19 protein-coding genes are annotated in these 20,255 nt (G+C 70.4%); 14 read left to right on the top strand and 5 right to left on the bottom strand.

Going from position 1 to position 20,255, the window contains the following annotated elements:
- The first annotated feature begins 21 nt into the window (after positions 1–21).
- From alaC to thrC, 3 genes are read left to right on the top strand one after another with little or no spacing between them, the layout of a single operon-like run.
- Positions 22–1,209 (top strand): alanine transaminase, encoded by a 1,188-nt coding sequence (gene alaC / locus ACFO27_RS08310; RefSeq protein WP_376816928.1) that lies wholly within the window; start codon positions 22–24, stop codon positions 1,207–1,209.
- Complete coding sequence (locus tag ACFO27_RS08305) at positions 1,206–2,510, top strand: homoserine dehydrogenase (RefSeq protein WP_376816927.1); 1,305 nt, start codon at positions 1,206–1,208, stop codon at positions 2,508–2,510. The genes alaC and ACFO27_RS08305 overlap by 4 nt, the downstream gene beginning before the upstream one ends.
- Positions 2,507–3,907, top strand: coding sequence for a threonine synthase (gene thrC, locus ACFO27_RS08300; protein WP_376816926.1), 1,401 nt, complete (start codon positions 2,507–2,509; stop codon positions 3,905–3,907). The genes ACFO27_RS08305 and thrC overlap by 4 nt, the downstream gene beginning before the upstream one ends.
- A 42-nt stretch (positions 3,908–3,949) precedes the next feature.
- On the opposite strand, the gene ACFO27_RS08295 is transcribed toward thrC, so the two are convergent.
- On the bottom strand, positions 3,950–4,375 hold the full coding sequence (locus tag ACFO27_RS08295; protein WP_323023470.1) for an Lrp/AsnC family transcriptional regulator: 426 nt from the start codon (positions 4,373–4,375) through the stop codon (positions 3,950–3,952).
- A 239-nt stretch (positions 4,376–4,614) separates the two neighbouring features.
- Here ACFO27_RS08295 and ACFO27_RS08290 point away from each other — a divergent pair, with 239 nt between their 5' ends.
- Together ACFO27_RS08290 and rocF are read left to right on the top strand one after the other, a co-directional pair.
- Positions 4,615–5,700, top strand: a complete 1,086-nt coding sequence (locus ACFO27_RS08290) for an ornithine cyclodeaminase (RefSeq protein WP_376816925.1) — start codon at positions 4,615–4,617, stop codon at positions 5,698–5,700.
- A gap of 91 nt (positions 5,701–5,791) precedes the next feature.
- The gene (rocF, locus tag ACFO27_RS08285; protein ID WP_376816924.1) at positions 5,792–6,712 is read left to right on the top strand and encodes an arginase; all 921 of its coding nucleotides are present in this window, start codon (positions 5,792–5,794) and stop codon (positions 6,710–6,712) included.
- Position 6,713: 1 nt separating this feature from the next.
- Here rocF and hpnE read toward each other — a convergent pair whose 3' ends face one another.
- Genes hpnE through hpnC form a run of 3 tightly spaced genes read right to left on the bottom strand, consistent with a single transcriptional unit; the run spans position 6,714 to position 9,764 of the window.
- A complete protein-coding gene (gene hpnE, locus ACFO27_RS08280) occupies positions 6,714–8,027 on the bottom strand; it encodes a hydroxysqualene dehydroxylase HpnE (protein ID WP_376816923.1) in 1,314 nt (437 codons plus the stop codon).
- The gene (gene hpnD, locus ACFO27_RS08275; protein WP_376816922.1) at positions 8,024–8,887 is read right to left on the bottom strand and encodes a presqualene diphosphate synthase HpnD; all 864 of its coding nucleotides are present in this window, start codon (positions 8,885–8,887) and stop codon (positions 8,024–8,026) included. Before hpnD ends, hpnE begins: the two co-directional genes overlap by 4 nt.
- Positions 8,877–9,764 carry a squalene synthase HpnC gene (gene hpnC, locus ACFO27_RS08270; protein ID WP_376816921.1) on the bottom strand — a complete coding sequence of 296 codons (888 nt, stop codon included), beginning with the start codon at positions 9,762–9,764 and terminating at the stop codon, positions 8,877–8,879. The genes hpnD and hpnC overlap by 11 nt, the downstream gene beginning before the upstream one ends.
- 201 nt (positions 9,765–9,965) lie before the next feature.
- Here hpnC and alr point away from each other — a divergent pair, with 201 nt between their 5' ends.
- Genes alr through ACFO27_RS08225 form a run of 9 tightly spaced genes read left to right on the top strand, consistent with a single transcriptional unit; the run spans position 9,966 to position 18,673 of the window.
- Positions 9,966–11,081, top strand: coding sequence for an alanine racemase (gene alr / locus ACFO27_RS08265; RefSeq protein WP_376816920.1), 1,116 nt, complete (start codon positions 9,966–9,968; stop codon positions 11,079–11,081).
- Between the two features lie 25 nt (positions 11,082–11,106).
- Positions 11,107–11,823 carry an SDR family oxidoreductase gene (locus tag ACFO27_RS08260; protein ID WP_376816919.1) on the top strand — a complete coding sequence of 239 codons (717 nt, stop codon included), beginning with the start codon at positions 11,107–11,109 and terminating at the stop codon, positions 11,821–11,823.
- Entirely contained in the window at positions 11,823–13,181 is a 1,359-nt protein-coding gene (gene radA / locus ACFO27_RS08255; protein ID WP_376816918.1) for a DNA repair protein RadA, read from the top strand. Before ACFO27_RS08260 ends, radA begins: the two co-directional genes overlap by 1 nt.
- Before the next feature lie 10 nt (positions 13,182–13,191).
- Entirely contained in the window at positions 13,192–13,974 is a 783-nt protein-coding gene (locus tag ACFO27_RS08250; protein ID WP_376816917.1) for a sulfite exporter TauE/SafE family protein, read from the top strand.
- Positions 13,971–14,672 carry a 3-deoxy-D-manno-octulosonic acid kinase gene (locus ACFO27_RS08245; RefSeq protein ID WP_376816916.1) on the top strand — a complete coding sequence of 234 codons (702 nt, stop codon included), beginning with the start codon at positions 13,971–13,973 and terminating at the stop codon, positions 14,670–14,672. The genes ACFO27_RS08250 and ACFO27_RS08245 overlap by 4 nt, the downstream gene beginning before the upstream one ends.
- 14 nt (positions 14,673–14,686) lie before the next feature.
- Entirely contained in the window at positions 14,687–15,784 is a 1,098-nt protein-coding gene (locus ACFO27_RS08240) for a polyamine ABC transporter substrate-binding protein (protein ID WP_376816915.1), read from the top strand.
- 5 nt (positions 15,785–15,789) lie between these two features.
- A complete protein-coding gene (locus tag ACFO27_RS08235; RefSeq protein WP_376816977.1) occupies positions 15,790–16,914 on the top strand; it encodes an ABC transporter ATP-binding protein in 1,125 nt (374 codons plus the stop codon).
- A gap of 47 nt (positions 16,915–16,961) precedes the next feature.
- Complete coding sequence (locus ACFO27_RS08230; RefSeq protein ID WP_043683356.1) at positions 16,962–17,867, top strand: ABC transporter permease subunit; 906 nt, start codon at positions 16,962–16,964, stop codon at positions 17,865–17,867.
- Positions 17,864–18,673: an ABC transporter permease subunit gene (locus ACFO27_RS08225; protein WP_376816914.1), complete on the top strand. Its 810-nt coding sequence runs from the start codon at positions 17,864–17,866 to the stop codon at positions 18,671–18,673. The genes ACFO27_RS08230 and ACFO27_RS08225 overlap by 4 nt, the downstream gene beginning before the upstream one ends.
- On the opposite strand, the gene ACFO27_RS08220 is transcribed toward ACFO27_RS08225, so the two are convergent.
- Entirely contained in the window at positions 18,674–20,149 is a 1,476-nt protein-coding gene (locus tag ACFO27_RS08220) for an inorganic phosphate transporter (protein ID WP_376816913.1), read from the bottom strand.
- Positions 20,150–20,255 lie beyond the last annotated feature (106 nt).

Raw genomic sequence — 20,255 nt, 5'->3', positions numbered from 1 at the left:
GCCCACCTGCCGAGGACCATCATGACGAGCTTTCCGCGCATCGAGCGCCTGCCCCCCTACGTGTTCAACATCACCGGGGAACTCAAGATGGCCGCACGCCGGCGCGGCGAGGACATCATCGACATGTCGATGGGCAATCCGGACGGCCCCACGCCGCAGCACATCGTCGACAAGCTGGTGGAAGTCGCCCGCCGCCCCGATACCCACGGCTATTCGGTGTCCAAGGGCATCCCGCGCCTGCGCCGGGCGATCTCGACCTGGTACGAGCGCCGCTACGGGGTGGACATCGACCCGGATTCCGAGGCCATCGTGTCCATCGGCTCCAAGGAAGGCCTGGCCCACCTGATGCTGGCCACGCTGGACCGGGGCGACACGGTGCTGGTGCCCAACCCCAGCTACCCGATCCACATCTACGGCGCGGTGATCGCCGGCGCCAACATCCGTTCGGTGCCGATGACGCCCGGACTGGATTTCTTCGAGGAGATCGAGCGCGCGGTGCGCGAGACCATCCCCAAGCCCAAGATGATGATCCTGGGTTTCCCCAGCAACCCCACGGCCCAGTGCGTGGAGCTGTCCTTCTTCGAGCGCATCGTGGCGCTGGCGCGCGAACACGGCATCCTGGTGGTGCACGACCTGGCCTACGCCGACATCACCTTCGACGGCTACGTGGCGCCGTCCATCATGCAGGTGCCCGACGCGCGCGACGTGGCGGTGGAATTCTTCACCATGAGCAAGAGCTACAACATGGCCGGCTGGCGCATCGGCTTCATGGTGGGCAACCGCGAATTGGTCAACGCGCTGGCGCGCATCAAGAGCTATCACGACTACGGCACCTTCACGCCCATCCAGGTGGCGGCCATCGCCGCCCTGGAAGGGCCCCAGGATTGCGTGGCGGAAGTCGTCGAGCAGTACCGCAGTCGCCGCGACGTGCTGGCGCGCGGCCTGCACGAGGCCGGCTGGCCGGTGGACGTGCCCAAGGCGTCCATGTACATCTGGGCGCGCATCCCCGAGCCCTACCGCGCCCAGGGCTCGCTGGAATTCTCCAAGCGCCTGCTGGCCGACGCCAAGGTCGCCGTGTCCCCCGGCATCGGCTTCGGCGAATACGGCGACGAATACGTGCGCTTCGCCCTGATCGAAAACGAGCAGCGCACCCGCCAGGCGGTGCGCGGCATCAAGGACATGTTCCGCAAGGACGGGCTGCTCAAATGAAACCGATCCGCGTAGGTTTGCTCGGCCTGGGCGTCGTCGGCGGCGGGGTCTGGACGGTCCTGGCCCAGAATGGCGGGGAAATCGCCCGGCGCGCCGGACGGCGCATCGAGGTCGCCGCGGTGGCGGTGCGCGACGTGGCCAAGGCGCGCGCGCTGGTGGGGCCGGACGTGGCCGTCACCACCGACGGCATGGCCCTGGCGCGCGACCCGGACATCGACATCATCGTCGAGCTGATGGGCGGCGACACGGTGGCCCGCGACTGCATCCTGGAAGCCATCGCCCGGGGCAAGCACGTGGTCACGGCCAACAAGGCCCTGCTGGCCGTGCACGGCAACGAGATCTTCGCCGCCGCCCAGGCGCGCGGCGTGATGGTCGCCTTCGAGGCGGCCGTGGCCGGCGGCATCCCCATCATCAAGGCGATCCGCGAGGGCCTGACGGCCAACCGCATCCAGTGGCTGGCCGGCATCATCAACGGCACCACCAATTTCATCCTGTCGGAGATGCGCCAGCGCGGCCTGCCCTTCGACGCCGTGCTCGCCGAGGCCCAGCGCCTGGGCTACGCCGAGGCCGACCCCACCTTCGACATCGAGGGTGTGGACGCGGCCCACAAGCTCACGCTGCTGGCTTCTCTGGCCTTCGGCATCCCGGTGCAGTTCGACAAGGCCTACATCGAAGGCATTTCCCGCCTGGCCTCCGAGGACATCGTCCACGCGGAGCGCCTGGGCTACCGCATCAAGCTGCTGGGCATCACCCGCCGCCGCCCGGAAGGCATCGAGCTGCGGGTCCATCCCGCCCTGGTGCCCGACCACTGCCTGCTGGCCAACGTCGAAGGCGCCATGAACGCCGTGCTGGTGCGCGGCGACGCGGTCGGCCCTTCGCTGTACTACGGCCAGGGCGCCGGCGCCCTGCCCACGGCCTCGGCCGTGGTGGCCGACCTGGTCGACGTGACCCGGCTGCAGATGGCCGACCCCGAGCACCGGGTGCCGCACCTGGCCTTCCAGCCCGACGCCATGGCCGACATCCCCGTGCTGCCCATGGCGGACGTGCGCACCAGCTTCTACCTGCGCCTGCGGGTCGACGACCGGCCCGGCGTGCTGGCCGACCTGGCGCGCGTGCTGTCGGACGCCGGCATTTCCGTGGGCTCGATGTTCCAGCAGCCTCACGGCGAGCATCAGGCCGACATCATCTTCCTCACCCACGAAGCGCGCGAGGGCGACGTGGACCAGGCCCTGCGCGCGATCCAGGGCCTGCCTTTCGTGCGTTCGGACGTGACCCGCCTGCGCGTGGAGAACATCACGTGAAATACCTGTCCACCCGGGGCGGCATGGCCCCCCAGCCTTTCTGCGACATCCTGCTCGAAGGCCTGGCGCCCGACGGCGGCCTGACGCTGCCCGACACCCTGCCGAAGCTGGACGCGGCCACCCTGGAATCCTGGCGCGGGCTGGATTACGCCGACCTGGCGGCCCGCGTGCTGGGCCTGTTCATCGACGACATCGCGCCCGACGACCTGTTGCGCATGGCGCACGCGGCCTACGCGCCCGACGTATTCCCGCGCATCGCGCCGGTCAAGCCGCTGCGCCCGGGCCTGTCGCTGCTGGGCCTGTCCGAAGGGCCGACGCTGGCCTTCAAGGACATGGCCATGCAGTTCCTGGGGCAGGTCTTCGAATACGTGCTGGCGCGGCGCGGCCAGACGCTCAACATCCTGGGCGCCACGTCGGGCGACACCGGCTCGGCGGCGGAATACGCGCTGCGCGGCAAGCGCGGCGTGGCCGTGTTCATGCTGTCCCCGTACGGACGCATGAGCGCCTTCCAGCGCGCCCAGATGTATTCGCTGCAGGACGCCAACATCCACAACATCGCCGTGCGCGGCGTGTTCGACGAATGCCAGGACATCGTCAAGGCCCTGGCCGGCGACCTGGACTTCAAGAGCGCCCACCGCCTGGGCGCCGTCAACTCCATCAACTGGGCGCGCATCGCCGCCCAGGTGGTGTACTACGTCTGGGGCTGGCTGCGGGTCACGCGGGGGCCCGGCGAACCGGTGTCCTTCACCGTACCCTCGGGCAATTTCGGCAACATCCTGGCCGGCCACATCGCGCGCGAAATGGGCGTGCCGATCCGCCGCCTGGTGCTGGCCACCAACGAAAACAACGTGCTGGAAGAATTCTTCCGCACCGGCGTCTACCGGCCGCGCGCGGCCGACCAGACGCACGCCACCTCCAGCCCGTCGATGGACATCTCGCGCGCCTCGAACTTCGAGCGTTTCGTCTTCGACCTGGTGGACCGCGATCCGGCCCGCGTCCGGGCCCTGATGGAGGAACTGCGCGTCGCCGGCCAGTTCGACCTGTCCGCCCTGCGGCCGGTGTTCACGCAACGCTATGGCTTCGTGGCGGGCGCCAGCACCCACGCCGACCGCCTGCGCACCATCCGCGACATCCGCCGCGAGACCGGCGTGCTGATCGACCCGCACACGGCCGACGGGGTGAAGGTCGCCCTGGAACACCTGGAAGACGGCGTGCCCATGCTGGTGCTGGAAACGGCCCTGCCGGCCAAGTTCGCCGAGACCATCGTCGAGGCCACCGGAGAATCGCCGGAAGTCCCGGTCGCGCTGCGCGACCTGGACCGGCTGCCCCAGCGCGTCGAGGTCATGGACTGCGACGCCCGCCTGGTGGCCGACTACGTGCATCGCCACGCACTGTAACGGGCTCTTCCGCCTGGGGGCGGCCCGGCGGCGAAAGGGCTTTCAGGCCGCCCGATAGGTCTGCAGGTGGATGCTGGTCTCGGACTGGCTGATGCCCCGGATCAGGCGGATGCGCTCCAGCACCTGGGACAGCTCCTGCAGATCGGCCGCCCGCAGTTCGGCCAGCAGGTCCCAGCGGCCGTTGGTGTCGTGCAGGGTGGCCACCCCCGGCTCTCCCAGCAGGCTGGCGATCACGGCGCGGGCCTCGTTGCCCTCGACGGCGATGCCCATCCAGGCGCGGATGGTCTGCGGCTCCACGTCCGGGCGCAGGCGCACCGTATAGCCCACGATCAGCCCGGCGTCCTCCAGCCGATGCATGCGCTGGGTGACCGTGCCGCGCGCCACCCCCAGCTTGCGCGCCAGCGTGGCCACGCTGGCGCGGGCGTTCTTGCGCAGCAGGCCGATCAGGGCCAGGTCGGTCGAATCCATGGCAACGTCCTCCGTGAGGGTGTCCGGGCGGCGCGCTCGCGCCGCCCGGACGCGGTCCCGCCTGGCGGCCGGGTTCGAAGAATCGGGATGAGCAAAAACCGGCCGCACAGATCATTCTGTCCAATGAATTCTTCCATTCTGCCAGTTTTCTGACGGAATGGCGGCAGAATTGACGATATACATTGCCGCACCCTTGGGCCACACTGAATGCAGAACATCACATCCCAAGGAGACACGCCATGCAAGCCCATGCTCCGGTGCGGCCCCGCACCCTGTTCCTGGATACCCACGACGTGGCCCGGCTGATCGGCATCCTGGGCCTGCCCGCCTGCCTGCGGGGCCTGGCCGGCACGTTGCGGGCCGATTACCTGCGCTGGCCGGAATTCGACAAGGAAGCCCGCATCGCGGCCTATTCCGAGCAGGGCACGATCGAGCTGATGCCCATCACCGACGGCACGCACTACAGCTTCAAGTGCGTCAACGGCCACCCGGGCAACGGGCGCCACGGCCTGCCCACCGTCATGGCGATGGGGGCGCTGCTGGATTGCGACACCGGCATGATCCGCCTGCTCGGCGAACTGACCCTGACCACGGCGCTGCGCACGGCGGCGATGTCGGCCCTGGCCGCGCAGGTTCTGGCGCGGCGCGACAGCCATTCGATGGCGCTGATCGGCAACGGGGCGCAGAGCGATTTCCAGGCGCTGGCCTTCGCCACCCTGCTGGGCGTGCGCGAGCTGCGCCTCTACGACGTGGATCGCAGCGCCTCGGAACGCCTGGCGCGCAACCTGGAGGCGGCCGAATTGCCGGGGCGGCCGCTGTCCGTGCGGATCTGCGATTCGGCGGCCCGGGCCGTGCGGGGCGCGGACATCGTCACCACCGTGACGGCCTTCCAGGGCCGGGCGCGGGTGCTGGACGCGGACCTGGTCGAACCGGGCATGCACCTGAACGCCGTGGGCGGCGACTGCCCGGGCAAGACCGAGCTGGATCCGGCGATCCTGCGCGGGGCCGACGTCTTCGTCGAATTCCCGCCCCAGACCCGGAAAGAGGGCGAGATCCAGCAGATGCCGGCCGATTTTCCCGTGACCGAACTGTGGCGCGTTCTGGCGGGCGACGTCCCGGGCCGGACGCGGGCCGACCAGGTGACGCTGTTCGATTCGGTCGGATTCGCGCTCGAGGACTATTCCGCGCTACGCTTCCTCCAGGCCCAGGCGGAAGCCCATCAGGTGGGATCCTGGGTGGACGTGACGCCGGGACAGGCGGATCCGCGCGATCTGTACGGCTGGCTGCAGGGCGAACTCCAGGACATGCCGGCGCTGGCTTCGTGACGGCGGGCCGAAGTCCCGGCCCCGTCCCGCGGACGGCGGCCGGGCGGGATCGTCCTTTCTTCACGGGCACCGGCGGGAGGAGGATCGGAGCATGAGCATCGAAATCGCCCTGGTGGGCGTGCCCACCGACATCGGCGCCGGCGCGCGCGGCGCGTCGATGGGGCCCCAGGCCCTGCGGGTGGCCGGCCTGGCGGCGGCCCTGGAACGCCAGGGGTGCCGGGTGCTGGACACGGGCGACCTGGCCGGTCCGGGCAATCCCTGGCGGCCGCCGGTCCAGGGCTATCGCCACCTGGAGCAGGTCGCGGCCTGGAACGCCCTGGTCTTCGAGGCCGTGACGGCCCAGTTGCGGGCCGGCCGCCTGCCGCTGATGCTGGGCGGAGACCACTGCCTGGGCGTCGGTTCGGTGGGGGCGGTGGCGCGGCATTGCCGCCGCGAGGGCCGGCCGCTGCGGGTGTTCTGGCTGGACGCCCATACGGATTTCAATACCGCGTGGCTCACGCCCAGCGGCAACCTGCACGGCATGCCGGTCGCCTGCCTGTGCGGCTTCGGCCCGGCCGGGCTGGCGGACCTGGGCGGACCGGAGCCGGCCCTGCGGCCCGATGAACTGCGGATGATCGGCATCCGCAGCGTCGACGCGGGCGAGCGCGAGTTCGTCCACGAGCAGCGGCTGGACGTGTACGACATGCGCACGATCGACGAGCGCGGCATGCGCGCGGTCATGGAGGCCGCCCTGGACGGACTGCCCGCGGACGCCCACGTCCACGTCAGTTTCGACGTGGATTTCCTGGACCCGGACTATGCGCCGGGGGTCGGCACCACGGTGCGGGGCGGGCCGACCTGGCGCGAGGCCCAGTTGTGCATGGAGATGCTGGCCGACACGGGCCGCGTGGGTTCGGTGGACATCGTGGAACTGAACCCGGCCCTGGACGTGCGCAACGGCACGGCCGAGGTCGCCGTCGAACTGGTCGAGAGCCTGTTCGGCAAGAGCACCCTGGTCCGCCGGCCGCGCTGATTCAGCTGTTTTCCAGGATCGTGTCCGCCGCCTTCAGCCCGCTGCGCACCGCGCCTTCCAGCACGGCCGGGTAGCCGGTGTCGGTCCAGTCGCCGGCCAGCAGCAGGCCGGGCCAGGGGGTGGCCGCGCCGGGACGCCGCAGGCCCGGGACCGCGTCGAAGGTCGCCCGCCGCTCCGTCACCAGGGCGTGAGCCTCGACCTCCGGCAGCGGCGGGAGCGATCCCGCGGCCGCCTGGGCGCGGATCTGGGCGATGACGCCGGCCGCGATGCGCGCCGGATCCCGGCCCGCGTAGCGGTCCGCCGTGCCGATGACGACGTGGACCAGCCGGCGTCCGGCGTCCGTGCGGGCGCTGGCGCCGCGGTCGAACAGCCATTGTCCCCAGGCGTCGCGGGCCGGATCGTCGCGCAGCAGCATCATGGGCCGGCCGGAATCCCAGGGCCGGGCGAGCCGCAGGGTCAGGGTGCCGATGGCGGAATGCGCCGGCTCCGTCCAGCCGTCCAGGAAGTCCGCCGCGTCCGGCAGCGGCGCCAGCAGGCGCCGGGCCTCGGGGGCCGGCACGGCCAGGACCACGCTTTCATGCGGTTTGCCGTCCACCCGCCAGCCGCCCGCCGGGCCGGGGGCGATCGCACGCACCCGCCGGCGAAGCAGATCCCCGCCCAGCAGGGCGCAGGCGCGGGCGGGCCAGAGTTCGTGCAGGCTGTCACGGGGGATCAGGATGCGGCTGGCGGCCGGTTCCGCGCCCAGGCTGTCGGCCAGCACGCGGGCGAACAGGCGCGCCTGCGCCGCGTGCGCCGGTGTGTTCATGGCGGCCAGGCACAGGGGTTCCCAGAGGCGCGTCATCAGGCCCGGCGGGTAGCCCAGGCCGGCCAGCCAGTCCGCGACGGTCGCGGACGGATCGACGCGCCCGGGTTCCAGCGCGCCGAACACCCGGATCAGGTGGCGGCGGCCCCGCCAGCCGTCCAGCCCGCGGCTGCCCAGCAGCACGCCCAGGCGGTGCAGGGGCGGGGGCAGGGGCCAGAACCGCAGCCTCAGGCCGCCGTCGGCCGATCGCAGGTCCAGGTCCCCGGCCAGCAGGGCCTGCGCCGGGTCCGCGTCCAGGGACCGCATCAGCGCCAGGGTGGCGGTGTAGGCGCCCAGCAGGATGTGCTGGCCGTTGTCGATCCGCAGGCCAAGGCCGGGATGGTCGATCCGCCGCGCCCGGCCGCCCGGCGCGGCGGCGGCCTCGTAGACCCGGACCGCGCGGCCCGCCCGGCGCAGGCGCGCGGCGGCGGCCAGGCCCGCCCAGCCGGCGCCGACGACGGCGATGGGGTTCATTTCGCCAAGCGGCGCACCAGTCCCCGGCCGCCGCCGACCCAGGTCTTCCAGGCGAGCCAGAACTTGCGGATCGGCGTCAGCGCGATGCGCCGGTCCAGCACGCGCCAGCCGTCGCGCTCGATCTCGTCGAGCAGGGCGATGTAGATGGCGGCCATCATCAGGCCGGGCCGCTGCGCGCGGCGGTCGGCCTCCGGCAGGGCGCGCATGGCATCGCGGTACAGCGCGCGCGCGCGTTCGGTCTGCTGCCGCATCAGGGCCTGGAAATTTTCGGTGTAATGGCCGTCGAGGATGTCGTCCACGGTCACGCCGTGGCGCGCCATGTCGTCGGCCGGCAGATAGATGCGCCCGCGCCGGGCGTCGTCGCCCACGTCGCGGATGATGTTCGTCACCTGGAAGGCCAGGCCCAGCGTTTCTGCGTATTCCAGCGTGCGCGGGTCGGTGTGGCCGAAGATGCTGGCCGACAGGTCTCCGACCACGCCGGCGGCCCGCCAGCAGTATTCCCGCAGGGCGGCCCAGTCGGCGTAGCGGAACTGGTCCAGGTCCATCTCCATGCCTTCGATCACGGCGTAGAACGGTTCGGGGCGCAGGCCGAAGGCGCGGACGTGCCCGGCCAGGGCGATGGCCACGGGATGGTCGGGCGCGCCGTCGAACATCAGGCCGACCTGGTCGCGCCACCAGGCGAGCTTCATCCGCGCGACGGATGCCTCGCCGACCTCGTCCACGATGTCGTCCACCTCGCGGCAGAAGGCGTACAGCGCCGTGATCGCGCGGCGCCGCTCCGGCGGCAGGAACAGGAAGGCGTAGTAGAAGCTCGAGCCGCTGCGCGCGGCCTTCTGCTGGCAGTATTCGTCAGGCGTCATGATGGCTGGATGATGCGGCGCCGGGGCGCGGCGTAAGGAATGCGCGCCAGCATAGCAGGAAGGCGTCGGCGCGGCCCAGGATGGGCCGGTTGCCCCAAGGGTCGTAGCCGCCCTCCGCCAGCTTTTCCAGGATCCGCAGGCCGCCATGCACCACCAGGCGCAGTTCCAGGCCGATGCGGCCGGGCAGGCGCCAGGCCAGCGGGCTGCCGGCCAGCAGGGCGCGGCGGGCCTGGCCGGCCTGTTCGCGCACCGCGTCCCGCCAGGCGTCGGGGGGCGGCGCGGACGGGTCGGCGCACAGCGCGTCCAGGCTGCCGGGATCGAGGCCGTGGCGTTCCAGGCAGTCCAGGGGGATGTAGCAGCGGCCCTTGGCGTGGTCCAGGGCCACGTCCTGGCAGAAGTTCGCCCGTTGCAGTCCGGTGCAGATGGCGTCGGACTGGGCCAGGTCCACGGGGCCGGTATGGCCGGACAGGTGCAGCATCAGGCGCCCGACCGGGTTGGCCGAGCGGCGGCAGTAGTCCAGCAGGGCCGGCTCGTCGGCGTAGCGGGTGACGCTCAGGTCCTGGGTGAAGGCCGACAGCAGGTCCAGCAGGGGCTGGACGGGCAGCCCGTGGCGCACGACGGTGTCGCCCAGCCGGGCGAAGATCGCCCGGTCGTCGGCGGACAGCGGGGCCTGGATCGGCCGTCCGGCCCCCAGGTCCTGGACCGCGGCGCGCCAGGCTTCCAGCCGTTCCAGGCGCGCCTGCGCGGGGGCGTCGCCCTCGTCGGCGATGTCGTCCGCGCCGCGCGCGAAGGCGTACAGATCGCGCACCGCCGGCCGCAGCCGGGCGGGCAGCAGCAGGGACGCGACGGGGAAGTTTTCGTAGTGATCGACGGCCATGATGAGGCAGTATACTTAGGGACTCTCTAAAAACGAGCCGCTCGATTTATCCAGAGAGTCCCTGTGTCCGGCAGCCTGCCCGGCCCTGGTTATCCATCACGATGAGGTGACCGTGGCCCGGCAGGCTGCTGCCCAAGTGCTCACGCGCGCGGCCCGGTTCCGGGGCCACCGCCTCCTTTTTCCTGCTTTCCGGGGGATTCCATGCCGCGCCCGATCCTGGCGACGATCGACACCGAAGCCTTGTCCCACAATCTGCGCACGGTGGCCGGCCGCCTGCGGCAGGACGCCCCCGGCGCCGCGCCCTTCATCTGGGCCGTGATCAAGGCGCGCGGCTATGGACACGGCATCGAGGCCGCCCTGGCGGGTTTCGGCGAGGCCGACGGCCTGGCGATGCTGGACCTGGAAGAAGCCGTGCGCTGCCGCGAGCTGGGCTGGACCGGTCCGTTGCTGCTGCTCGAAGGCTTCTTCGAGCCCGCCGACCTCGACGCGCTGGTCCACTACCGGATCGGCGCCGCGCTGCATTGCGCCGAACAGTTCGAGATGCTGGAATCCAGCGCCATCGCCCGGCAGATCGACGTGTTCGTCAAGCTGAACACCGGCATGCACCGGCTGGGCTTCCAGCCGCACGAATTCCGCGCGGCCCACGAGCGCGCCCTGGCCCTGCAGGCCGACGGCGTGCTGGGCCAGGTCGGCGCGATGACCCACTTCGCCCGCGCGGACGACGATCCGGCCGTCACGCGGGACCAGATCGACTGTTTCCTGCGGACGACCGACGGCCTGTCCGGCCCGGTCAGCCTGTGCAATTCGGCGGCCACCCTGACGCCCGGGCTGGCGGCGGGGATCGCCGGCGATCCCCAGTGGGTGCGTCCCGGCATCTGCCTGTACGGATCCTCGCCCTTCGCCGACCAGCCGGCCGATGCCTTCGGCCTGCGTCCGGCCATGACCCTGTCCGCCCGGCTGATCAGCGCGCACCGGGTGCCGGCGGGTGAATCGGTGGGCTACGGCCATACCTTCCGCGCGCCCAGCGACATGCGGGTCGGCATCGTCGCCTGCGGCTACGCCGACGGCTATCCGCGCCACGCGCCCACCGGCACGCCGGTCGCGGTGGACGGGGTGCGCACCCGCCTGGTCGGCCGGGTGTCCATGGACATGCTGGCCGTGGACCTGGACCCCGTGCCCGGCGCGGCGGCGGGCGCCCCGGTCGTGCTGTGGGGGCAGGGAGGGCCATCGGTGGACGAGGTCGCCGCGGCCTGCGGCACCATCGGCTATGAACTGCTCACCGCCGTGACGCCCCGGGTGCCGCGTCGCGTCCTGTGAATCCCCGCCTGCGGAGGAATGCTTCATGAAGAACAGTTGTGTGCTCGTCACCGGCGCGACCAAGGGTATCGGCTGGGCCGTCAGCCAGCGCCTGGCCGACCAGGGCTGCCACGTCGTCGGCCTGGCCCGGCACGTGGCCGACATCGATTTCCCCGGCTACCTGTACGCCTGCGACCTGGCCAATGCCGGCGAGACCGAGGAACTGCTGCGCGTCATCCGTGAAAAATATCCGGTCGACGCGGTGGTGAACTGCGTCGGGCCCGCGATGCCCGAACCCCTGGGCGAGGTCGACCTGGCCTCGCTCTACCAGGCCTTCGACCTGAACGTGCGCGTGGCCGTCCAGGCGGTGCAGGCCTTCGTGCCCGGCATGAAGGCGCGCAAGTCCGGGCGCATCGTCAACCTGTGCGGCCGCGTGGTGCACGGCCAGACCGGGCATACCAGCTATGCGGCGGCCAAGAGCGCGCTGCTCGGCTGTACCCGCACCTGGGCCCTGGAACTGGCCCCCTACGGCGTCACGGTCAACGCGGTCTCGCCCGGCCCGGTGGAAACCGGCCTGTTCCGCGCCGAATGCCCGGTCGGCAGCGACGCCGAAAAGGCCGTGCTGGCCACGATCCCCATGGGGCGCCTGGCCCAGGCCGACGAGGTCGCGGCCGCCGTGGTGTTCCTGCTGGGCGACGGGGCGGCCTTCATCACCGGCCAGGAAATCGGCGTGGACGGCGGCGGCAGCCTGGCGGGCCGCTGATGGCCAAGGCCCGGACCCTGTTCCTCTGCTCGGACTGCGGCGGCACCTCCGCCAAATGGGAGGGCCGCTGCCCGCACTGCGGCGCCTGGAACACGCTCCAGGAAACCCGCGAGTCCCCGGCGGCGGCCTCCAGCCATCGCTACGCGCCGCTGGCCGCCTCCACCCCGGTGCGCCGCCTGTCCGACATCGAGGCCCGCGAGCAGGCCCGCAACCCGACCGGCATCGAGGAATTCGACCGCGTCCTGGGCGGCGGCCTGGTGGCCGGCGCGGTGGTGCTGATCGGTGGCGATCCGGGGATCGGCAAATCGACCCTGCTGCTGCAGGCGCTGGCCAGCCTGTCCGAACGCGGCCCGGTGCTCTACGTCACGGGCGAGGAATCCGCCGAGCAGGTCGCCCTGCGCGCCCAGCGCCTGGGCGTGTCGGGCGACGGCGTGGATCTGCTGGCCGAGATCCGCCTGGAGCAGATCACCCAGGCCCTGGTCGAGCGCCGGCCCGGCGTGGCCGTGATCGATTCGATCCAGACCCTGTATTCCGGCGAGCTGACCGCCGCGCCCGGCTCGGTGTCCCAGGTGCGCGAGTGCGCCGCCCAGCTCACCCGCATCGCCAAGCAGACCGGCGTCACCCTGATCCTGATCGGCCACGTCACCAAGGACGGCGCGCTGGCCGGCCCGCGCGTGCTGGAGCACATCGTCGACACCGTCCTGTACTTCGAGGGCGACACCCATTCCTCGTTCCGCCTGGTGCGGGCCATCAAGAACCGTTTCGGCGCCGTCAACGAGCTGGGCGTGTTCGCCATGACCGATCGGGGCCTGCGCGGAGTGAGCAATCCGTCCGCGCTGTTCCTGGCGGGGCATTCGCGCGAGGTCGCCGGCTCCTGCGTCATGGCCACCCAGGAAGGCACCCGCCCGCTGCTGGTCGAAGTCCAGGCCCTGGTGGACACGGCCCACGTGCCCAATCCGCGCCGCCTGTCCGTGGGCCTGGAAAGCAGCCGCCTGGCCATGCTGCTGGCCGTGCTGCACCGCCACGCGGGGGTCGCCACCTACGACCAGGACGTCTTCGTCAACGCCGTCGGCGGCGTTCGCATCATGGAGCCGGCCGCCGACCTGGCCGTGGCCCTGGCGATCCTGTCGTCCATGCGCGACCGGCCCCTGCCGGCCGGCCTGCTGGCCTTCGGCGAGATCGGCCTGGCCGGCGAGATCCGCCCGGCCCCGCGCGGCCAGGAACGCCTGCGCGAAGCCGCCAAGCTGGGCTTCGAGCACGCCGTCGTGCCGCGCGCCAATCTGCCGCGCCAGCCCATCGAGGGCCTGCGCATCCAGGCCGTCGACCGCGTCGAGGACGTGCTCGGCGTGCTGTCCTGAGGAGCCCGCGATGGATGGGCTCTGGCTGATCCCCGCCTGCCTCGCGGCGGGCGGCCTGATCGGGTTTTCCGGCGGGGTGCTGGGCATCGGGGGGGGATTGTTCGCGATCCCCCTGCTGGGGCTGGTCCTGGGCTACGAGCAGCAGGCCGCCCAGGGGACGGCGCTGGTCATGGTGCTGCCGGCCATCCTGCTCACGCTGCGCAAATACCACCAGCACGCGCCCATCGACTGGCGCTCGGCGGCGGCCGGGGCCTGCAGCTCCATCGTCTGCACCTGGATCGGCGCCCGGATCGCGCTGGGGCTGGACCCCTGGCTGCTGCGCCGCATCTACGCCGGCTTCGTGTTCCTGATCGCGCTGTTCTATTTCCGCGAGAGCCTGGGGCGCCGCGCCAGACCACGGCCCGACGCGTTCTACCGCGAGGTCGGCCAAGTGCGCAAGCTCTGGTATTTCTGCGTCGGCGTCTTCGCCGGGCTGACCGGCGGGATCTTCGGCGTGGGCGGCGCCGTGCTGGCGGTACCGTTCCTGACCTCGTTCTTCCACCTGCGCCAGACCTCGGCCCAGGCGGTAGCGCTGGCGATGATCGTGCCGGGCACCTGCGTGGCCCTGGCCACCTACGCCTGGCACGGGCAGGCGCACGGGCTGGTGGGCATCCCCCTGGCGGCCGGCAGCCTGCTGTGCGTGCCCTACGGCGTGCGCCTGGCCTACGCGCTGCCCGAAGCGCGCCTGAAACTGATCTTCGCCTGCATGCTGCTGGTCATCATGGGACTATTGCTGATGCGAGGGGAGACATGAATCCGGTGGTGCCGCAAGGCTGGGCCGCACACCGGTTCGCCGGCGGCGCCTTGTGCGTGCCGGAGCGCTTTGCCGGCCAGGCCGATGCGGGCTGGTTCGACGCCCGCCGGCCCGATGCCGCGCCGGTGGGCGAGGGCGGCCGTCAGGCCGCCTGGTTCGTCGATGGCGTCCACGGCCCCGCCGTCCTGCGCCACTACCGGCGCGGCGGTCTGCGCGCCCGGCTGGGCGGCCGCGAATCCTATCTGTGGCTGGGGGAATCCCGCGTGCGGGCCTATGCCGAGGTCCGGGTGCTGGACCATCTGCGCCGGGCCGGACTGCGCGTGCCCGAACCGCTGGGCGCGGCGTACTGGCGCCCGGGCGCTTCCCCGTTCTACCGCAACGCCATCCTGATCGCCCGGATCGCGGGCGCGCAGGCCCTGGCGGGCCGCCTGGACCGGGCCGATCCCGCCGCCGTCGCGCGGGCCATCGCCGCGATGCACGCGGCCGGCGTCTGGCACGCGGACCTGAACGCCTACAACATCCTGTTCGATGCCGACGACCGGGTCTGGCTGATCGACTTCGACCGCGCGCGCCTGGGTGTGGTATCCCCGGGACAGGCGGAAAAAAACCGGTTGCGCCTGCGACGGTCTTTGGTTAAGGTAGCCGGCGCGCGCGGAGCGCAGTGGTGGGATGCGTTATCCCGTTGTTTTCCTCCATGATAGGGACCCATGCCATGAAAATCGGCACCGTACACACCCTGTTGGCCGCCGCCGCGCTGATCGCCGCGGTTCCGGCGTCCGCCCAGGATCGCGTCGTCAACGTCTACAACTGGGCCGAATACACCGCGCCCGACACCCTCTCCGGTTTCGAGAAGGCCACCGGCATCAAGATCCGCTACGACGTCTACGACACCAACGACACGCTCCAGGCCAAGCTGCTGACGGGCAAGTCGGGCTACGACGTGGTCGTGCCGTCCACCCACTACGCCGCCCGCCAGATCCAGGGCGGCCTGTTCCAGAAGCTGGACCGCTCCAAGATCCCCAACTGGCAATATCTGGACCCGGACCTGATGGCCCTGGTGGCCACCGTCGATCCCGGCAACCAGTACCTGATCCCCTGGGGCTACGGCACCAACGGCCTGGGCTACAACGTCACCAAGGTGCGCGAGCTCATGGGCCAGGACGCGCCCCTGAATTCCTGGGACATGCTGTTCAAGCCGGAAAACGCGGCCAAGCTGCAGTCCTGCGGCATTTCCATCCTGGACGAGGCCGCGCAGGTCTTCCCGGCCGCGCTGCACTACCTGGGCAAGGATCCCAACAGCAGCGATCCCAAGGACTACGAGGCCGCGCTGGCCCTGCTGAAGACCATCCGGCCCTACGTGCGCCAGTTCAGCTCCTCGGGCTACATCGACGAGCTGGCCTCGGGCGGCCTGTGCATGGTCTACGGCTTTTCGGGCGACGTGATGATCGCCTCGTCGCGCGCGAAGGAAGCCAAGAAGCCCTACGCCATCGACTACGTCATTCCCGACGGCGGGGCGCCGGTCTGGTTCGACACCATGGCCATCCCCAAGAGCGCCGAGCACGTGGACGAGGCGCACGCCTTCATCAACTACATCGAGACGCCCCAGGTGCACGCGGCCATCACCAACACCATGTACTACCCCAACGCCAACAAGGAAGCGCGCAAGTACGTGGTCGAGGAAGTCGCCAGCAACCCCATGATCTATCCCTCGCCGGAAGTCTCCCGCACGCTGTTCGTCATCAAGCCGCAGCCCCTGAACATCCTGCGCCTGCAGACGCAGATGTGGGCGCAGCTCAAGACCGGGCGCTGACGGCGATGCAGGATCCGCGCGGCATGCCTCGCCAGGGCGAGGCCGACGACTTCGTCCGCATGGACGACGTCGTCAAGATCTTCGGCGACACGGTGGCGGTCAAGTCCGTCTCCCTGTCGGTGCGCCGGCACGAGATCTTCGCCCTGCTGGGCAGCTCGGGCTGCGGCAAATCGACCCTGCTGCGCATGCTGGCGGGCTTCGAGGAGCCCACCTCCGGGCGCATCATCCTGGACGACGAGGACATCACGGCCCTGCCGCCGCACCGGCGGCCGGTCAACATGATGTTCCAGTCCTACGCCCTGTTCCCGCACATGTCGGTCGAGGCCAACGTGGCCTTCGGCCTGAAGCAGGAAGGCGTGCCGCGCCACGAGATCCACGAACGCGTGTTCGAGGCCCTGGACCTGGTGCAGATGGCCGGCTACGCGCGCCGCCGCCCGCACCAGTTGTCCGGCGGCCAGCAGCAGCGCGTGGCGCTGGCGCGCAGCCTGGTCAAGCGGCCCAAGCTGCTGCTGCTCGACGAGCCCATGTCGGCGCTGGACAAGCAGATCCGCCAGGCCACCCAGATCGAGCTGGTGAAGATCCTGGGCCAGGTCGGCGTCACCTGCATCATGGTCACCCACGACCAGGAAGAGGCCATGACCATGGCCAGCCGCCTGGCCGTCATGACCGAGGGCCAGATCGTCCAGTGTGGCACGCCGCACGACGTCTATACCTTCCCCAGTTCCCGCTTCGTCGCCGGCTTCATCGGATCGACCAATCTCTTCACCGGCACCATCGTGGTGGACGAGCCCGACCACGTGCTGATCGAGACCGACGCGCTGTCGCGCCCGCTGTACGTCAGCCACGGCATCAGCGAGCCCCTGGGCATGGAAGTCCACGTCTCCATCCGGCCCGAGCAGATCCGCGTCGGCCGCCAGGTCCCCGAAGCCGAATCCAACTGGGGCCACGGCATGGTGTCGCACGTCGCCTGGATGGGCAGCTATGCCCGCTACCAGATCCGCCTGGACGCCGGCCAGACCATCGAGGCCAGTGTGCCCAGCCTGGACTGGAGCCAGTCCGACGCGCCCGGCGTGGACGAGGAAGTCTACGTCACCTGGTCCCACGACGCCGGGACCGTGCTGGCGTCCTGACGGCCGCCGGTCCCCGCCTTCAACGACCCCAGCGTCCGGAGCCGCCGATGCACCTGAAAATTCCCGGCCACCGCCCCAGCGCCCGGCAGTTCGCCATCGGCGTGCCCTACGCCTGGCTGGCGCTGTTCCTGCTGGTGCCGTTCCTGCTGGTGCTGAAGATCAGCTTTTCCGACCTGCAGTTCGGCATCCCGCCCTACACGCCGATCGCCACCCTGCAGGACCAGACCCTGACGCTGGCCCTGCACCTGCGCGGCTACGTGCTGTTGTTCACCGACAGCCTGTACGCGGCCGTGTATCTGAATTCGGTGAAGATGGCCCTGGTCACCACCGTCTGCTGCGCGCTGATCGGCTATCCCATGGCCTACCACATCGCCCGCGCGCGGCCGGAGATCCGCAACCTGCTGCTGCTGGGCGTGATCCTGCCGTTCTGGACCTCGCTGCTGCTGCGCGTCTATGCCTGGGTCGGCATCCTGCGCAACGACGGGCTGCTGAACCATCTGCTGATGGGCCTGGGGCTGATCGACGCGCCGCTGGAAATCTACCGCACCGACCTGGCCGTCTACATCGGCCTGGTCTACGCCTACCTGCCGTTCTTCATCCTGCCGCTGTACGCCAACCTGGTGAAGCTGGACTACCGCCTGCTGGAAGCCGCCTACGACCTGGGCGCGCGGCCCTGGAGCGCCTTCCTGCGGATCACGCTGCCGCTGTCCATGCCCGGCGTGGTGGCGGGCGCCATGCTGGTGTTCATTCCGTCGGTGGGCGAATACGTCATTCCCGAAATGCTGGGCGGGGCCAACACCCTGATGATGGGGCGCGTGATGTGGAACGAATTCTTCAACAACGCCGACTGGCCGATGGCGGCGGCCGTGACCTGCGTGATGGTCCTGCTGCTGCTCGTGCCTCTGTCCATCTTCCAGTACAACCAGGCTCGCCAGCTGGGAGCGCGGACATGATGCGCGGCGGCGGCTGGTTCCGCTTCCTCACGCTGGTGGTCGGCTACGGCTTCCTGTACGTGCCCATCGCCTGCCTGATGGTGTTCTCCTTCAACGACTCCACGCTGATGACCTCCTGGTCGGGCTTCTCGCTGCGCTGGTACGCGGAACTGTTCCAGGACCAGGCGCTGCTGTCGGCGGCGAAGCTGTCGCTCGCCATCGCCACCCTGACCGCCACCGCGGCGGTGGCCATCGGCACCTGGGCCGGCTACGTGCTGGCGCGCATGGGGCGGTTCCGGGGTTTCGGCCTGTACATCGGCATGCTCAGCGCTCCGCTGGTCATGCCCGAGGTCGTGCTGGGCATCTCGCTGCTGCTGATGTTCGTGGAAATGTCCAAGGTGTTCGGCTGGCCCGACGGCAACGGCATGTTCACCATCTGGGTGGGCCACGTGACCCTGTGCACGGCCTACGTCGCCGTCATCATCCAGTCGCGCGTGCGCGACCTGGACCGCTCGCTGGAAGAGGCCGCCCTGGACCTGGGCGCCTCGCCGCTGCGGGTGTTCTTCCAGATCACGCTGCCCCTGATCGCCCCGGCCCTGCTGGCCGCGTGGCTGCTGTCCTTCACCCTGTCGTTGGACGACGTGGTGGTGGCGTCCTTCCTGTCCGGCCCGGGCTACACGACCCTGCCGCTGGAAGTCTTCTCCCGCGTGCGCCTGGGCCTGAAACCGGAAATCAACGCCCTGGCGACCCTGTTCATGGTCGCCGTGGGGATCGTCGTGGTGGCGGTCAACCGCATGCAGATCCAGGCGGCGAAGCGGGCGGGGTAGTCACATCCCCAATACCAGCACCGCCAGGCTGAACAGCCCCGCCGACAGCAGCATGCTGGCCGGGAAGGTCAGCAGCCAGGCCAGCAGGATGATGCGCACGGTGCCGTTGTGCAGGCCGCTGCGGTTGGCGACCATGGTGCCGGCCACGCCCGAGGACAGCACCTGGGTGGTCGAAACGGGCAGGCTGAACACGTTGGCCACGCCGATGGCGGCGACGGCGGTGATCTGGGCCGACATGCCCTGGGCATAGGTCATCCCCTGCCGGCCGATCTTTTCGCCCACGGTCAGCACCACGCGGCGCCAGCCCAGCATGGTGCCGGCGCCCAGGGCCAGCGCGACGGCGACGATCACCCACAGCGGCGCGTATTCCGTCGGCGCGGTCAGGTCGGCGCGCAGGCGCCGCAGGTCGGTTTTCTCGCTGATGGACAGCGTGTCCAGGCTGGCCACCTTGCGGACGGTGTCGTCCAGGCAGAGCAGGTAGCGGCGCATGCGCACGCGCGTTTCGGGCGGCAGGTCGTCGTAGGTGCGCACGCCGTCCAGCGTGTGGCGCACCGCCTGGATGGTGCCCAGCGTGTCCTGCGGGTCGCAGCGGGACGTCTGGGGCAGGCCGGCGCGCAACGGGCGCTTGAGCGCCAGGTAGTCGCCCAGCGTATCCGCGTTGCGCTGGTAGAAGTCGCCCAGGTGGGCGGCGGCGTCGACGGTGCGCTGGACCTGGTAGGGCGTGCTGGCCGGGTCCAGCACGAACTTGGCCGGGACGATGCCGATGAGCACCAGCATGATCAGGCCGATGCCTTTCTGCCCGTCGTTGGAGCCGTGCACGAAGCTCACGCACATCGCCGACAGCACCAGCACCAGCCGGTTCCAGAAGGGCGGGTGTTTCTTGTTGTCGATGGCGCGGCGCTGTTCGGGCGTCTTGTGCATCTTCGAGTCGGCGAACAGTCTCTTCAAGCCCAGCAGCAGCAGGGCCGCGACGATGAAGCCGGCCACGGGCGAGATGATCAGCGACAGGCCGATGTCGATGGCCTTGCCCCAGTTCACGCCGATGCCCACGGGCAGGCCGGTCAGCAGGGCGTTGGCCAGGCCCACGCCCAGGATCGCGCCGATCAGCGTATGCGAGCTGGAGGCCGGGATGCCGAAATACCAGGTGCCGAGGTTCCAGACGATGGCGGCGACCAGCATGGAGAACGCCATGGCCAGGCTGCGCCCGCTGTCCAGGTTGAGCAGCAGCTCCACGGGCAGCAGGTGGACGATGGCGTAGGCCACCCCCACGCCGCCGAGCAGCACGCCCAGGAAGTTGCAGATGCCCGAGAAGAGCACCGCCAGGTGCGGCGGCATGGCCTTCGTGTAGATGACCGTGGCGACGGCATTGGCGGTGTCGTGGAAGCCGTTGATGAATTCGAAGACCAGGACGAGGGCCAGCGCCAGTACCAGGCTGAGCCCGACCGCAAGGGGCAAGCCGGAAAATAGGTCGAGCATGATGGAGGAACGTTCGGGAGACGCGGAATTATTGCAAATTTGTGGCGGAAAGTTTGAATACCCCTTTTTCAAGGGCGCTCCAGGCATTTCCGTATCGGCGGGCCGG

This window comes from Castellaniella denitrificans (genome assembly GCF_042653765.1).
GTDB lineage: Bacteria > Pseudomonadota > Gammaproteobacteria > Burkholderiales > Burkholderiaceae_B > Castellaniella > Castellaniella denitrificans.
Note: the sequence above shows the minus strand (reverse complement) of the source record. Positions and strands in the feature narration are given on the sequence as shown.